The sequence below is a fragment of the Pseudoroseomonas cervicalis ATCC 49957 genome (assembly GCF_000164635.1).
Lineage (GTDB): Bacteria > Pseudomonadota > Alphaproteobacteria > Acetobacterales > Acetobacteraceae > Pseudoroseomonas > Pseudoroseomonas cervicalis.
This window is the reverse complement of sequence record NZ_GG770777.1, coordinates 897,471-910,706: the sequence shown is the minus strand read 5'-3', so window position 1 is coordinate 910,706 and position 13,236 is coordinate 897,471. Positions and strand designations below refer to the sequence as shown.

11 protein-coding genes are annotated in these 13,236 nt (G+C 72.5%); 8 read left to right on the top strand and 3 right to left on the bottom strand.

The window, feature by feature from the left end; translation table 11 throughout:
* Positions 1-524, bottom strand: a 524-nt coding sequence (locus HMPREF0731_RS03920; protein ID WP_007002728.1) for a DUF445 family protein, incomplete at its 3' end; no start/stop codon positions are given.
* 210 nt (positions 525-734) lie between these two features.
* Here HMPREF0731_RS03920 and HMPREF0731_RS03915 point away from each other — a divergent pair.
* Positions 735-1,466 (top strand): metal ABC transporter ATP-binding protein, encoded by a 732-nt coding sequence (locus HMPREF0731_RS03915; protein ID WP_007002726.1) that lies wholly within the window; start codon positions 735-737, stop codon positions 1,464-1,466.
* Positions 1,467-1,547: 81 nt separating this feature from the next.
* The gene (locus tag HMPREF0731_RS03910; RefSeq protein ID WP_007002725.1) at positions 1,548-2,420 is read left to right on the top strand and encodes a metal ABC transporter permease; all 873 of its coding nucleotides are present in this window, start codon (positions 1,548-1,550) and stop codon (positions 2,418-2,420) included.
* Between the two features lie 9 nt (positions 2,421-2,429).
* On the opposite strand, the gene HMPREF0731_RS03905 is transcribed toward HMPREF0731_RS03910, so the two are convergent.
* Positions 2,430-3,125: an exopolysaccharide biosynthesis protein gene (locus HMPREF0731_RS03905; protein ID WP_007002724.1), complete on the bottom strand. Its 696-nt coding sequence runs from the start codon at positions 3,123-3,125 to the stop codon at positions 2,430-2,432.
* Between the two features lie 36 nt (positions 3,126-3,161).
* On the opposite strand from HMPREF0731_RS03905, the gene HMPREF0731_RS03900 reads away from it, so the two are divergent.
* From HMPREF0731_RS03900 to HMPREF0731_RS03880, 5 genes are all read left to right on the top strand, one after another.
* The gene (locus HMPREF0731_RS03900) at positions 3,162-3,530 is read left to right on the top strand and encodes a RidA family protein (RefSeq protein ID WP_007002723.1); all 369 of its coding nucleotides are present in this window, start codon (positions 3,162-3,164) and stop codon (positions 3,528-3,530) included.
* A gap of 433 nt (positions 3,531-3,963) precedes the next feature.
* Positions 3,964-4,938, top strand: coding sequence for an NAD-dependent epimerase/dehydratase family protein (locus HMPREF0731_RS03895; RefSeq protein ID WP_007002722.1), 975 nt, complete (start codon positions 3,964-3,966; stop codon positions 4,936-4,938).
* Positions 4,939-4,991: 53 nt separating this feature from the next.
* Positions 4,992-6,128, top strand: a complete 1,137-nt coding sequence (locus HMPREF0731_RS03890; RefSeq protein ID WP_007002721.1) for a DegT/DnrJ/EryC1/StrS family aminotransferase — start codon at positions 4,992-4,994, stop codon at positions 6,126-6,128.
* Between the two features lie 137 nt (positions 6,129-6,265).
* Positions 6,266-7,915, top strand: a complete 1,650-nt coding sequence (locus tag HMPREF0731_RS03885) for an NAD(P)/FAD-dependent oxidoreductase (protein ID WP_007002720.1) — start codon at positions 6,266-6,268, stop codon at positions 7,913-7,915.
* A gap of 115 nt (positions 7,916-8,030) precedes the next feature.
* Positions 8,031-9,623 (top strand): hypothetical protein, encoded by a 1,593-nt coding sequence (locus tag HMPREF0731_RS03880; RefSeq protein WP_007002719.1) that lies wholly within the window; start codon positions 8,031-8,033, stop codon positions 9,621-9,623.
* A 122-nt stretch (positions 9,624-9,745) separates the two neighbouring features.
* On the opposite strand, the gene HMPREF0731_RS03875 is transcribed toward HMPREF0731_RS03880, so the two are convergent.
* On the bottom strand, positions 9,746-10,927 hold the full coding sequence (locus HMPREF0731_RS03875; protein WP_007002718.1) for a M20 family metallopeptidase: 1,182 nt from the start codon (positions 10,925-10,927) through the stop codon (positions 9,746-9,748).
* Positions 10,928-11,072: 145 nt separating this feature from the next.
* Here HMPREF0731_RS03875 and HMPREF0731_RS26330 point away from each other — a divergent pair.
* On the top strand, positions 11,073-13,236 hold a 2,164-nt coding region (locus tag HMPREF0731_RS26330; RefSeq protein WP_169312251.1), incomplete at its 3' end, for a CHASE3 domain-containing protein.

Genomic DNA, 13,236 nt, shown 5'->3' with positions numbered 1-13,236 from the left:
AGCAGCCGGGCCGAGCCGGGGCCGGAGACCAGGCGCGGCAGCAGGCGCTGGATCAGCCGGCGGGCGCGGCCATCCTCCAGCGCGTTCAGCAAAGCGGGCAGGCTGCGCGCCAGGGCCTCGGCGGCGGGGCGGGTGGCGGCGGGGTCGGAGAGCCAGCGGCGCAGCAGCCCGGCCAGATCGACGCGGGCCAGCACGCGGTCCAGCTCGGCCTCGGTCAGCACGTGGTTGCCGACGAAGCGGCCCAGGCCCCGGCCCAGCCGCTCCTTCTGCCGCGGGATGATGGCGGTGTGCGGGATGGGCAGGCCGAGCGGGCGGCGGAACAGCGCCGTCACCGCGAACCAGTCGGCCAGGCCGCCGACCAGCCCGGCCTTGGCGCTGGCCTGCAGCAGATCGGTCCAGTAGCCGGGCGGCAGGGCATAGGCGCCCAGCGTCAGCGCGGCCATCAGCAGCAGCAGGGCGGTGGCGAAGCGCCGGTGGCGGGCAAGGGCAAGGCGGAGCCCGGCCTCAGGGTCAGGGAGCGACATCGTGCCTCAAGGTAGGGAAGCCATGCGCCCGGCGGGAGGCGGGACGGGACAAAAGGGCTTGTCCCGCCAAAAGGGAATGTTATGTCGTAACGCCATGAGCTTCCGCTTTTCCGATCCCCTGGCGCTGTCGGCCGGCGCCGGCGCGCGGCTGGTGCTGTCGCTGGTGCTGCTGGCCCTGCTGTGGGGCGGTGTCGCCTGGGCGCGGCTGGCATGAGCCTGCCCATCACCCTGCGCGACGTGACGCTGACGCATGGGCGGCGCCCGGCGGTGCATCACGTGTCCGGCTGTTTCGAGGCGGGCAGCCTGACGGCGATCGTCGGCCCCAACGGCGCCGGCAAGTCCACGCTGCTGCGCGCCATCGCCGGGCTGCATCCGACGGTGGAGGGCTCGCTGCAGGCGCCGCGCCAAGCGATCGCGCTGCTGCCGCAGGCGGCGGCGCTGGACCGGCAATTCCCGATCTCCTGCCTGGATGTGGTGCTGTTCGGCCATTGGTCGCGCGCCGGCGCCTTCCGCGCGCTGCGCCCGGCGGAGCGGCAGGCGGCCTTGCAGGCGCTGTCGGCGGTGGGCATGGAGGGGTTCGAGCGCCGGCTGGTGGGCAGCCTGTCGGTCGGCCAGTTCCAGCGCGTGCTGTTCGCGCGGCTGCTGGTGCAGGACGCGCCGGTGATCCTGCTGGACGAGCCGTTCAACGCTGTCGATGCCCGCACCGCGCATGACCTGCTGGGTCTGGTGCGCGACTGGCATGGCGAGGGCCGCACGGTGCTGGCCGTGCTGCACGACCTGGAGCTGGTGCGCGAGCATTTCCCGCGCACCCTTCTGCTGGCGCGCGAGCCGGTGGCCTGGGGCCCGACCGAGGAGGCGCTGAGCGCGCAGAACCGGCTGCGTGCCCGCATGATGGCCGAGGCCTGGGACGAGCAGGCCGAGGCCTGCGCCCGCGCCGCCTGATGCCGGGCGCCAGCGGCGCCCGGCCCTGACAGAAGAAAGAAGGGGGTCCGGGGGAATTCATTCCCCCGGACTTTTTGGAACATGGCCTTGCTCGACCTCCTCTGGTCCCCCTTCGCCGAGTTCGGCTTTTTGCGCCGCGCCCTGATCGGCTGCCTGGCGCTGTCCCTGGCGGCCCCTCCGCTGGGTGTCTTCCTGGTGCTCCGCCGGATGAGCCTGACGGCGGATGTGCTGGCGCATGGCATCCTGCCCGGCATTGCCGTGGGTTTCCTGGTGGCGGGCCTGTCGGTGACGGCGATGTCGATCGGCGGGCTGGTGGCCGGGCTGGTGGTGGCGGTGGGCGCCGGGGCGGTCTCTCGCGCCACCGGCGGGCGGGAGGATGCGGCGCTGGCCGCGCTCTACCTCGTGGCGCTGGCGCTGGGCGTGACGCTGATCTCGACCCGGGCCGGCTCGGTCGAGCTGTCGCACCTGCTGTTCGGCAGCGTGCTGGGGGTGGATGACGCGGCGCTGTTCCTGATGGCCGGGGTGTCGAGCCTGACGCTGCTGGTGCTGGCCTTCGCCTGGCGGCCGCTGGTGCTGGAGTGCTTCGACCCTGGCTTCGCCGCCGCGGCGCGGGCGCGGGGCGGGCTGTGGCACCTGCTGTTCCTCGGCCTGCTGGTGCTGAACGTGCTGGCGGCCTTCCAGGCGCTGGGCACGCTGATGGCGGTCGGGCTGATGATGCTGCCGGCGGTGGCGGCGCGCTACTGGGGCCGCAGTGTCGGCGCCATGGTCTATGCCTCGGTCGGCATCGCGCTGTTCAGCAGCCTGGCCGGGCTGCTGTTCTCCTACCACCTCGATTGGCCGACCGGTCCCGCGATCGTGCTGGTGGCGGGCGGCATCTGGGCGCTGTCGGTGGTGCTGGGGCCGGTGGACGGGGTGCTGCCGCGGCTGCTGCGGCGGCCGCACCTGGCTGGCTGAGGCGGCGCGTCAGACCAGCAGATACAGCCCGGCGCCGGCCAGCCCGGCGAGGCCCAGATAGCCCAGCACCGCCATCGCCCCGTCATTGGCCAGCAGCGCCAGGCCGAACAGGGCGACCACCCCCGCGATCAGCGAGGAGGCGAAGGGCAGCATTTCCAGCGGCGGCATCACCATGGCCAGCAGGATGCAGGCGGCGGCGATGGCGCGGCTGGCGGCGCCGGCCGTCAGCAGGGTCAGGCGCGGCCGGAGGATGCGGTCGATCACCCGCGCCATCGGCCGCAGCACGCGCATCGCCTGGTGGACGCGGCGGCAGGGCAGGGCGCGCTGCGCCACGCGCTGCGGGATGCGCACATCGTGCCGCCCCAGCATCAGCTGCCCCGCCACCGCGATGATCAGCAACGCGGCCACGCTGGGCACGCCGAAAATGCCCGAGAGCGGCGAGACGACGATGATGGCGGGCAGCAGGATCAGCGCGCCGAAGCTGCGCTGGCCGATCTGGTCCATCACCGCCTGGCCGGTGACGGTCTCGGCATGGGCGCAGGCTTCCTCCAGGCAGTCGAGCAGCCCGCCCAGGTCGCAGGGCGGCGGCTTCGGCTCGGTGCGGCGCCGCCGCATGGTGCTGTCGAAGGCGCGGGCGATCAGGTCGCGGCTGAGGCCGCGCCGTGGCGCCGTCCGGCCTTCCTCTCGCCGCAGCTCGCCCATCATGCCAGTCTCGCTCCTTCCACACCGCTAGGGATCACCATGACGCAGAATCTCGCCGCCATCCGTCGCCTGGCACCGGAGCAACGCCTCTGCGGGGCCACCGTTGCCGGCGGCTTCGTCTTCCTGGCCGGGCAGGTGGCCGACGACGCCTCGCTGGACGCGGAGGGGCAGACCGCCGACATCCTGGCGCAGATCGACGCGCTGCTGGCCGAGGCGGGCACCGACAAGCGGGCGCTGCTGCAGGTCCAGGTGGTGCTGGCCGACATCGCCGACGCGCCGGCGATGAACCGCGCCTGGGATGCCTGGCTCGACCCGGCGCACAAGCCGGCGCGCATGACCACCCAGGCGCCGCTGGTCGATCCGCGCTGGAAGGTGGAGATCACCGGAATCGCCCTCGCCCCGGGCTGAGGCTTGGCCGCGCGGCGGCGGCGCTTGCCGCGCATGACGGTGATTTCACCAATCCGAAAGCTTTCCCGCCGCATCGGCGCGGACCCGCCTGCCGGCGGCGCGCCCCGCCGCCGGGCGGCGGGGCCTTTGGCCAGGCGGGCGGCGCCACCCGGCGGTGCCTCCAGGCGGGGTGCGGAACCGGAAAAGCACACGTCGCAAAAATGACCTCTCGCTGGCGTGATCGCTCTTCACCTGAATCGGGGGAGCGGGCATGCTCGGTCCTCCAGGCAGGCGCGCTGCCCCGGCAAGGCCGCCCCACGGCCCTGCTTCCGCCGCAATGGTGGGACAGCCTCCGCTTCGCCATCCGAGAGACAATCCCAGCGATGTCCACAGCGTCTGGACCCGCCGCGCGGCGCCGCCGCCCCCCATGCCCCCGCGCCGCGGAGCCCGCGGCATGAGCGGCGTCTGGCAAGGCAGGCGGGTGCTCGTCACCGGCGGCGCCGGCTTCCTTGGCAGCGGCCTCTGCCACGCTTTGGTGGCGCGCGGGGCCGAGGTCACCGCCCTCGATTCCATGCGCCCCGATGGCGGGGCCAACCCGGCCAATCTGGACGGCAGCGGCGCCCGGCTGGTGGTGGCCGATCTCCGCGACGCCGACCTCGCCCCGCATTGCCAGGGGCTGGACGCGGTCTTCAACATGGCGGCCCAGACCAGCCATGCCGGCTCCATGGCCGATCCCTTCACCGACCTCGCCATCAACGCCGAGGCGCAGCTGCGGCTGATCGCGGCGCTGCGCCAGGGCTCGCCGGGCGCGGTGGTGGTGCATGCCTCGACCCGGCAATTCTACGGCCGCCCGGCCTATCTGCCGGTGGACGAGAAGCACCCGATCGCGCCGCCCGACGCCAATGGCGTCTCCAAGCTGGCCGGCGAGCAGTACTGGCTGATGGAAGGCCGCGTGCAGGGCCGCCCCGTCGTCTCGCTGCGGCTGACCAATTGCTACGGCCCGCGGCTGCGGGTGAAGGATGCGCGGCAGACCTTCCTCGGCATCTGGTTCCGCCGCCTGCTGGAGGGCGAGCCCTTCGAGGTCTGGGGCGGCGCCCAGCTGCGCGACCTGGCCTATCTCGATGATGTCGTCGCCGCCTTCCTGCGCGCGGCCGAGACACCCGCCTGCGCCGGCCGCGCCTTCAACCTCGGCGGCTCGCCGCCCGTGACGCTCACCGAGCTGGCCGAGGCCGCCATCGCCGCCCATGGCGGCGGCGAGTACCGGGTGAAGGAATTCCCCGCCGACCGCGCGCCGATCGATATCGGCAGCTACCACGCCGATGACAGCGCCTTCCGCGCCGCCACCGGCTGGGCCCCCGAAACCAGCCTGGCGGAGGGGCTGCGCCGCAGCCTCGACTGGTTCCGCCCGCGCCTGGCCGACTACCTCTGACCGACCGCGCCTGACACCGACACCCCCGCGAGGGGCACCAAGGAGACTGGGCAATGGACATGCCCGTGATCACCGTTCCGCAGGCCGACCCGGGCGCCGCCTACCGCGCCCATCAGCCCGCCATCGACGCCGCCCTGCAGCGCGCGCTCAGCTCCGGCTGGTACATCCTGGGGGCCGAGGGCGCCGCCTTCGAGCGCGAATTCGCCAGCTGGCTGGGCCTGCCGCGCGCCGTGGGCTGCGCCAATGGCACCGACGCGCTGATGCTGATCCTGCGCGGCCTTGGCATCGGCCCGGGCATGACGGTCGCCACCGTCTCCCACACCGCGGTCGCGACCGTCGCCGCCATCGAGATGGTGGGCGCGACGCCGCTGCTGCTCGACATCGACCCCGACACCTACACCATGGACGCCGATGAGCTGGCCGCCGTGCTGGAGGACCCGCCACCGGGCCTGCCGCCGATCCGCGCCGTCATCCCGGTGCATCTCTACGGCCAGGGCTGCGACATGGACCGCATCCTGCCGGCCTGCCGCGCCGCCGGCGTCTATGTGATCGAGGATTGCGCCCAGGCGCATGGCGCGATGCTGGATGGGCGCATGCTCGGCACCCTCGGCGATGCCGCGGCCTTCAGCCTGTATCCGACCAAGAATCTGGGCGCCCTGGGCGATGCCGGCATCACCGCCACGGCCGATGTTGAGCTCGCCGACCGCATGGCGGCGCTGCGGCAATATGGCTGGAAGCACCGCTACCTCTCGGACAGCATCGGCGTGAACAGCCGCCTCGACGAGATCCAGGCCGCCGTGCTGCGCGTCCGCCTGCCGCTGCTGGACGCCGGCAATGCCCGCCGCCGCGCCATCGCCCAGGCCTATGACACGGCGCTCACCGGCTCGGCCATCGCGCCGCCGCTGCGCCGCGCCGGGGCGGAGCATGTGTTCCACCAATACGTCATCCGCAGCCAGGACCGCGACGAACTGGCCCAGCGCCTGCGCAGCCTCGGCATCGGCAGCGGCGTCCACTACCCGGTGCCGGTGCATCTGCAGAACGCCTATGTCGGACGCGTGGCCTGCGGCCCGGCCGGCTGCGCCGAGACCGAACTCGCCTCGCGCGAAGTGCTCAGCCTGCCGATCTTCCCCGAGCTGAGCGACGCCCAGGTCGAGGCGGTCTGCGGCGCGCTGCGCATCGTCGCGCAGTAAAGCGAAGATTCCGGGGGGACAGGGTCCCCCCGGACCCCGCCATCAGCAGGGCTGGGCCCAGAAGGGCGCGCTGGAATGGGCCCCAAGCGGCGCGCTATAGGCGCGGCATCGCTCCCCTGGTGGATAGAAACCTCCCGATGCTGCGACTGACCGAACTCAAGCTGCCGCTCGACCATTCGCCCGAGGCCCTGCGCCAGGTGGTGCTGGACCGGCTGGGCATTTCCGACGCCGATCTGCTCGACCTGCAGGTCTTCCGCCGCGGCCATGACGCGCGGAAGAAGAACGCCATCCACCTGATCTACACCCTGGACGTGGCGCTGCGCGACGAGGCCACGGTGCTGCGCCGTTTCCAGGGCGACGCCCATGTCAACCCGACACCCGACATGCGCTACCGCTTCGTGGGCCACGCACCCGCGGGCGAGACGCGGCGGCCGCTGGTGATCGGCGCCGGGCCCTGCGGCCTGCTGGCCGCGCTGGTGCTGGCGCAGTCGGGCTTCCGCCCGATCATCCTGGAGCGCGGCAAGGCGGTGCGCGAGCGCACCAAGGACACCTGGGGCCTCTGGCGCCGCGCCGAGCTGAACCCGGAAAGCAACGTCCAGTTCGGCGAGGGCGGCGCCGGCACCTTCTCCGACGGCAAGCTCTACAGCCAGATCAAGGACCCCCAGCACCACGGCCGCAAGGTGATGGAGGAATTCGTCAAGGCCGGCGCGCCGGAGGAGATCCTCTACCTCTCCAAGCCGCATATCGGCACCTTCCGCCTGGTGCAGATGGTCGAGCACATGCGCGAGGAGATCGAGCGCCTGGGCGGCGAATACCGTTTCAGCAGCCGGGTGACGGACCTGCTGGTCGACATCGCCCCCGACGGGACGCGGCAGATGCGCGGCGTGGCGCTGGCCGATGGCAGCGTGATCGAATCCGACCATGTGGTGCTGGCGATCGGCCACAGCGCCCGCGATACTTTCGAGGTGCTGCGCCAGCGCGGCGTCTACATGGAGGCCAAGCCCTTCTCCGTCGGCTTCCGCATCGAGCACCCGCAGCGGATGATCAATGAGTGCCGCTTCGGCCCCTTCGCCGGCAACAAGCTGCTCGGCGCGGCCGACTACAAGCTGGTGCATCACGGCAGCGACGGGCGCTCGGTCTACAGCTTCTGCATGTGCCCGGGCGGCACGGTGGTGGCGGCGGCCAGCGAGCCGGGGCGCGTCGTCACAAATGGCATGAGCCAGTACCAGCGCGCCGAGCGCAACGCCAACGCCGCCATCGTCGTCGGCATCGAGCCGGAGCGCGACTATCCGGGCGATGTGCTGGCCGGCGTCGCGCTGCAGCGGCGGCTGGAGGAGGCGGCCTTCCTGGCCGGCGGCAGCAACTACCACGCCCCGGCCCAGACGGTGGGCGATTTCCTGGCCGGCCGCCCGTCGACCAGCCTGGGCGAGGTGGTGCCGAGCTACAAGCCGGGCGTCACGCCCACCGACCTGGCCGCCTTCATGCCGGATTTCGTGGTGCGCGCCATCCGCGAGGCGCTGCCCGCCTTCGACCGGCAGATCCGCGGCTTCGCCCGGCCCGACGCGGTGCTGACCGGGGTGGAGACGCGCACCTCCTCCCCGGTGCGCATCCGGCGCGGCGCCGATGGGCAGAGCCTGAACACGCGCGGCCTGTTCCCGGCGGGCGAGGGCGCGGGCTATGCCGGCGGCATCCTCTCCGCCGGGGTGGACGGCATCAAGATGGCCGAGGCGGTGGCGCGCTCGATGCTGGGCCTGGGCGGCGAGGAAGCGGCCCGGCGCGTCGCATGACAAACGCGGGAATCCCTCGCCAAACCAGGACGTTTGCCGCAATCTCACCAAAATGAGAGGTCAGCCTTCAGGCGATAGGCCCTGAACGGCCGGGCCGGGGGTAGGGGGGTATCGCTTGAGCTACAGCGTCCCGGGCGCGCCGCAAGGCCTGGCGCCCCAAGACGGATCCGGCCATCGCCGGTCCGGCGGGCTGCCGGCCGACACGCGCCGCGCCATCCTCTGCTTCGGCCTGGTCGGGCTCACGCTCGGCATGGTGCTGTTCGCCCTGCTGCGCTCGCCGATGAAGGACGACGTGGCCTGGCTGCTCTGGGTCGCCGGCCAGTGGCTGCGCGGGCAGGAGCTCTATGTCGATCTGGTCGAGGTCAATCCGCCGCTGATCATCTGGCTCAGCGCCCTGCCGGTGATGCTGGCGGAGCTGCTGGGCCTGACCGCCAAGCAGGTGGCGCTGCCGATGATCGCCGCCGGCGCGCTGGGCTCGGCCTGGATGGCGGCGGGGCTGCTGCGGGGTGTCTCGCCGGTCTTCGCGCAGCGGCCGGCCACCTTCGCCGCCATCGCCTGCGTGCTGCTGGTGATGCCGGGGGTGGAGTTCGGCCAGCGCGAGCATCTGCTGGTGATCGCCGTGCTGCCGCATCTGGCGGTGCTGATCCGCATGCTGGAGGGGCTGCCGGTCCGCCCCGGCCTGTCCATCGGCACCGGCATCCTGGCCGGGCTCGGCGTCGCGCTGAAGCCGCGCTACGTGCTGTGCCTGGGCGCCATCGAGCTGGCGGGCTGGCTGCATCGCGGTTTCCGCATCCGGCTGGCGCCGATCGCCGCCGGGCTGGCCGGGCTGCTCTACCTCGCCAGCATCCTGTATTTCGTGCCCGCCTTCGTCGAGCGCGCGGTGCCGCTGGCGTTGACGCTCTATGGCGGCACCGACACCGGCCTGCTGGCGCTGGCGCTGGAATCCTGGCTGCTGCTGCTCGGCCTCGGCGCCTGCCTGGTGCTGACCTGGAAGACCGATCGCGGCGGCGCCGCCTCGGGCGTCATGCTGGTGCTGACGGCCTTCGCCGCCGCCGCCACGGTGGCGATGTTCCTGGACGGCAAGAACTGGTTCTACCACCGCATCCCGGCGCTGATGGCGGTGACCTTCGCGCTGGTCTTCTGGTGCGCCGATGTGGCGCTGCGGCGGCGCGTGCTGCCGCGCCGCAACGCGCTGCTGGCGCTGGCCCTGCTGCCGCTGGCGCTGTCGGTGCAGCAGACCTCGGTGCGGGTCTATGAGCGGCTGGTGCTGGCGGTGGAGCCGGACACCAGCACCGAGGTCCGGCTGGAGCGGCTGATCCGGCGCGAGAAGGTGCGCAGCTACATGGCCTTCTCGGAATGGATCGGGCTGGGCTTCCCGGTGGTGAACAACACCAATGTCACCTGGGCCTCCCGCTTCGACTCCATGTGGGCGCTGCGCGGCGAGATCTGGCGCTCGCGCCAGGACGGGGTGGCGCCGGATGAATGGCCGATCCGCCACTGGGTCGTGCAGGATTTCATGGAGGGCTGCCCCGACTTGGTGGTGGTGGACCGCCGCGGGGAGTCGCTGAACTACCCGGCCATCCTGTCCCAGGCCAATGCCGGCTTCGCCGCCGTCTGGGCGCGCTACCGGCAGATCGCGGTGGTGGACGGGCTGCAGGTCTATCGCCGCCAGGGCGAGGGCTGCGGCGACCCGGCCGGGATGGGCTGAGGCCCGGGGCTCCGCCCCGGACCCCGCCATCCGTTCTGCGTCCCGCTTGGACCGGAGACGGCGGCGGCCCGACAGAAAAAAGATGGGGGTCCGGGGGAATTCATTCCCCCGGCCTTTTCTTTTCAGATCCCCGCCTGATCCAGCTTCAGGATCGCCCTTGCCAGCGCCTGGGCGCGCGGCACGACGGACGCGACCTCCAGATACTCCTCCGGGCTGTGCGCCTTGCCGCCGACGGGCCCCACGGCGCAGAGCGTCGGTGCGCCTTGCGCGGCGGTGAAGCCGCTGTCGGCGCAGCCGCCGGCGAATTCGCTGGCGATGGCGAGGCCGCTTTCGGCCGCGGCCGCCTTGTAGGCGGCGAACACCGCCTCGGTGCCGGCATTCTGCGCCAGCGGCAGGAACTCGCCGCGGATGGTGAGCGTCGCGCGGGTGCCGGGGACGAAGCTCTGGGCGATGATGCCCTCGATGCGGCCCATGATGTCGTCGCGGTCCTCGGGGTGGATGTAGCGCAGGTCGATCTGCCCCTGCGCCCAGGGCGCCACGGTGTTCACCGACTGCCCGCCCGAGACCAGCCCGACATTCAGCGTGATGCCGCGCGGGATGTCGGTGAGCGCGTGGATCGCCTGGATCTTGCGGGCCAGTTCCTCGATGGCGCTGATGCCGGCCTCGAAATTGCCGCCGGAATGGGCGGCCTTGCCCTCGATGTCCATCACCATGAAGACGCCGCCCTTGCGGCCGGTGACGACGGCGCCCGAGGGGCGGCCGGGCTCGGAGTTGAAGACGACGCGGGCGCGGCGGGCCTCGGCCTCGATCACCGGGCGGCCCTCGGGGGAGCCGATCTCCTCATCGCCGGTGAACAGCCCGACCAGCGGCCCGGGCGCGCCGCCGAACTGGCGGAAGGCGGCCAGCACGAAGAGGTTCTGCACCAGCCCCGCCTTCATGTCGCAGACGCCGGGGCCGGTGGCGATGCCGTTCTCGACGCGGAAGGGGCGGCGGGTGGGCTCGCCCTTGGGGAAGACGGTGTCGCGGTGGCCCATCAGCACGATGTTCTGGCGGGCATTGCCGCTGGCCGTGGCGTCGCCGCCGCCGACGAGCGCGCGCAGGCAATCGCCATGCTTCTGGCCCGGCACGGTCTCGACCGGGATGTCGAAACGGGCGCAGAAATCCTTCACCCGCTGCCCGACCGCGTCGACGCCGGCCTTGTCGTAGCTGCCGCCATCGATGTTCACCATGGCCTCCAGCTCGGCCAGCATGGCCTCCTGCTGGGTGGCGAGCCATTCGGTGATGCGGGTCTCGGGCGTGGCCATGCGGCGCTCTCCTGTCGTCGGTGCGGCGGGCAGGGTGGCCGATCCGCGCCGCTGCGTGAAGGGCGGCGCCGGGCGGGGCGGGTCGGGCATGGCGTGGCACCCGGGCACGCGGTAGAGAACGGGCAGGCGGGTGAGGCACGCGGTTGTGACGGGACGAGGTGTGCGCCGGCTCTGGCCGGTCCTGGCGATGGCGCTGGCGTTGCCGGTGATGGCGGCGGGGGGATGGCTGGCTTGGCGCCTGACCGAGACGCTGCAGGAGCAGCGCCAGGCGGTGCTGCACAGCTTCCGCCTGGGCGAGGCGACGCGCAGCCTGCTCTCCAGCGTGCAGGATGCCGAGAGCGGGCAGCGCGGCTTCATCCTGACCGAGCGCCCGGCCTATCTGGCGCCCTATGAGCTGGCGCAGTCGGAGCTGCCGCGGCATGTGGCACGGCTGCGCGCCCTGGCCGAGGGGCCGGCGCAGCAGGCCCGGTTCGAACGGCTGGAGCGGCTGGTGGCCGAGAAGATGGCCGAGCTGGCGGACAGCCTGGCGCTGACCCGCAACCAGGGCTTCGCCGCCGGCCGCGCCCTGGTGCAGACCGATCGCGGGCGGGAGCTGATGCTGGCGATCCGCGCCCTGGCCGAGGACATGCTGGCCGAGCAGGAGGCGGTGCTGCGCCTGCAGGTGGAGGCGACGGACCGCTCGGAACAGCGCAACCTGCTGCTGGCGCTGGGCGCGCTCAGCTTCGCCCTGCTGCTGCTGGCGCTGGCCGCCGCGCTGCTGCTGCGCGCCGGCGCACGGCTGCGCCGGGCGCAGGCGGCGCTGGCGGCCAATGACGCGGTGCTGCAGGCGACGCTGGACAACATCCAGGATGGCGTCGCCGCCTTCGATGCCGGCGGCGCGCTGGTGGCCAGCAACCACCGCTTCTTCGAGCTGCTGGGCTTCCCGCAGGCGCTGGCGCGCAATGGCACCCCCTATGGCGCCCTGCTGGCGATCGACCGGCGGCGCGAGAGTCCGCTGCTGGACGCGCCGGACACGCTGCGCGGCCCGGCCGGGACCGGGGCGCAGCTTTCCCTCTCGCATGCCGGGCGGGAGCTGGAGCTGTACCGCAACCCGATGCCGGATGGCGGCTTCGTGCTGTCCTGCCACGACATCACCCGCCGGGCCGAGGCGGAGGCGACGCTGCGCCAGGCGCAGAAGATGGAGGCGGTGGGCCAGCTGACCGGTGGAATCGCGCATGATTTCAACAATCTGCTGCAGGTGGTCACGGCCAATCTGGACCTGCTGGGGCGGGAGCTGGGGCCGGACCATGCGGGGCGGCGCTATCTCGGCCATGCGGTGTCGGGCGTCGCGCGCGGGGCGCGGCTGACGACGCAGCTGCTGGCCTTCGCCCGGCGCCAGCCGCTGGACCCGCGGGTGATCCATCCCGGGCGGCTGGTGCAGGACATGGCGGAGCTGCTGCGCCGCACGCTGGGCGAGCCGATCGCGGTGGAGGCGGTGGTCTCGGCCGGGCAGTGGAACACCCTGGCCGATCCCGGCCAGCTGGAGAACGCCCTGCTGAACCTGGCGCTGAACGCGCGCGACGCCATGCCGGAGGGCGGGCGGCTGACCATCGAGGTCGGCAATGCCGTGCTCGACGATTCCTATGCGGCGACGCATCTGGAGGTGGAGGCGGGCGAATACGTGCTGATCGCGGTGAGCGACACCGGCACCGGCATGCCGCCCGAGGTGATGGCCCGCGCCTTCGAGCTCTTCTTCACCACCAAGGAGGCGGATCGCGGCACCGGTCTCGGCCTGTCGCAGGTCTATGGCTTCGTCAAGCAGTCTGGCGGCCATGTGAAGCTCTATAGCGAGCCGGGACAGGGCACCTCGGTGAAACTCTACCTGCCCCGTTCGCGTCGCACAGAGGAGGCGGCGGCGCAGCCGGCCGGCCCGGTGGTCGGCGGGCACGAGACGGTGCTGGTGGTCGAGGATGACGAGGCGGTGCGGGAGGCGGTGGTGGAGATGCTGCAGGAGCTGGGCTACCGCGTGCTGCGCGCCGGCCATGCCGAGGCGGCGCTCACCGTGGTCTCCAGCGGCGTGAATGTGGACCTGCTGTTCACCGATGTGGTGATGCCCGGGCCGATCCCGACGCCGGAGATGGTGCGCCGGGCCCAGGCGCGGCTGCCAGGGATGAAGGTGCTCTACACCTCCGGCTACACGGCCAATGCCATCATCCATGGCGGGCGGCTGGACCCGGATGTGCAGCTGCTGAGCAAGCCGTACCGGCGCGACGATCTGGCGCGGCAGGTGCGGGCGGCGCTGGGCCCGGCGCGTGGCGCGCCGGCGCAGC

Bases quoted from the DNA above. Each gene is read 5' to 3' on its own strand.
- HMPREF0731_RS03915 (WP_007002726.1), top strand. From the start codon at position 735: ATGAGCCTGCCCATCACCCTGCGCGACGTGACGCTGACGCATGGGCGG.
- HMPREF0731_RS03910 (WP_007002725.1), top strand. From the start codon at position 1,548: ATGGCCTTGCTCGACCTCCTCTGGTCCCCCTTCGCCGAGTTCGGCTTT.
- HMPREF0731_RS03905 (WP_007002724.1), bottom strand. From the start codon at position 3,125: ATGATGGGCGAGCTGCGGCGAGAGGAAGGCCGGACGGCGCCACGGCGC.
- HMPREF0731_RS03900 (WP_007002723.1), top strand. From the start codon at position 3,162: ATGACGCAGAATCTCGCCGCCATCCGTCGCCTGGCACCGGAGCAACGC.
- HMPREF0731_RS03895 (WP_007002722.1), top strand. From the start codon at position 3,964: ATGAGCGGCGTCTGGCAAGGCAGGCGGGTGCTCGTCACCGGCGGCGCC.
- HMPREF0731_RS03890 (WP_007002721.1), top strand. From the start codon at position 4,992: ATGGACATGCCCGTGATCACCGTTCCGCAGGCCGACCCGGGCGCCGCC.
- HMPREF0731_RS03885 (WP_007002720.1), top strand. From the start codon at position 6,266: ATGCTGCGACTGACCGAACTCAAGCTGCCGCTCGACCATTCGCCCGAG.
- HMPREF0731_RS03875 (WP_007002718.1), bottom strand. From the start codon at position 10,927: ATGGCCACGCCCGAGACCCGCATCACCGAATGGCTCGCCACCCAGCAG.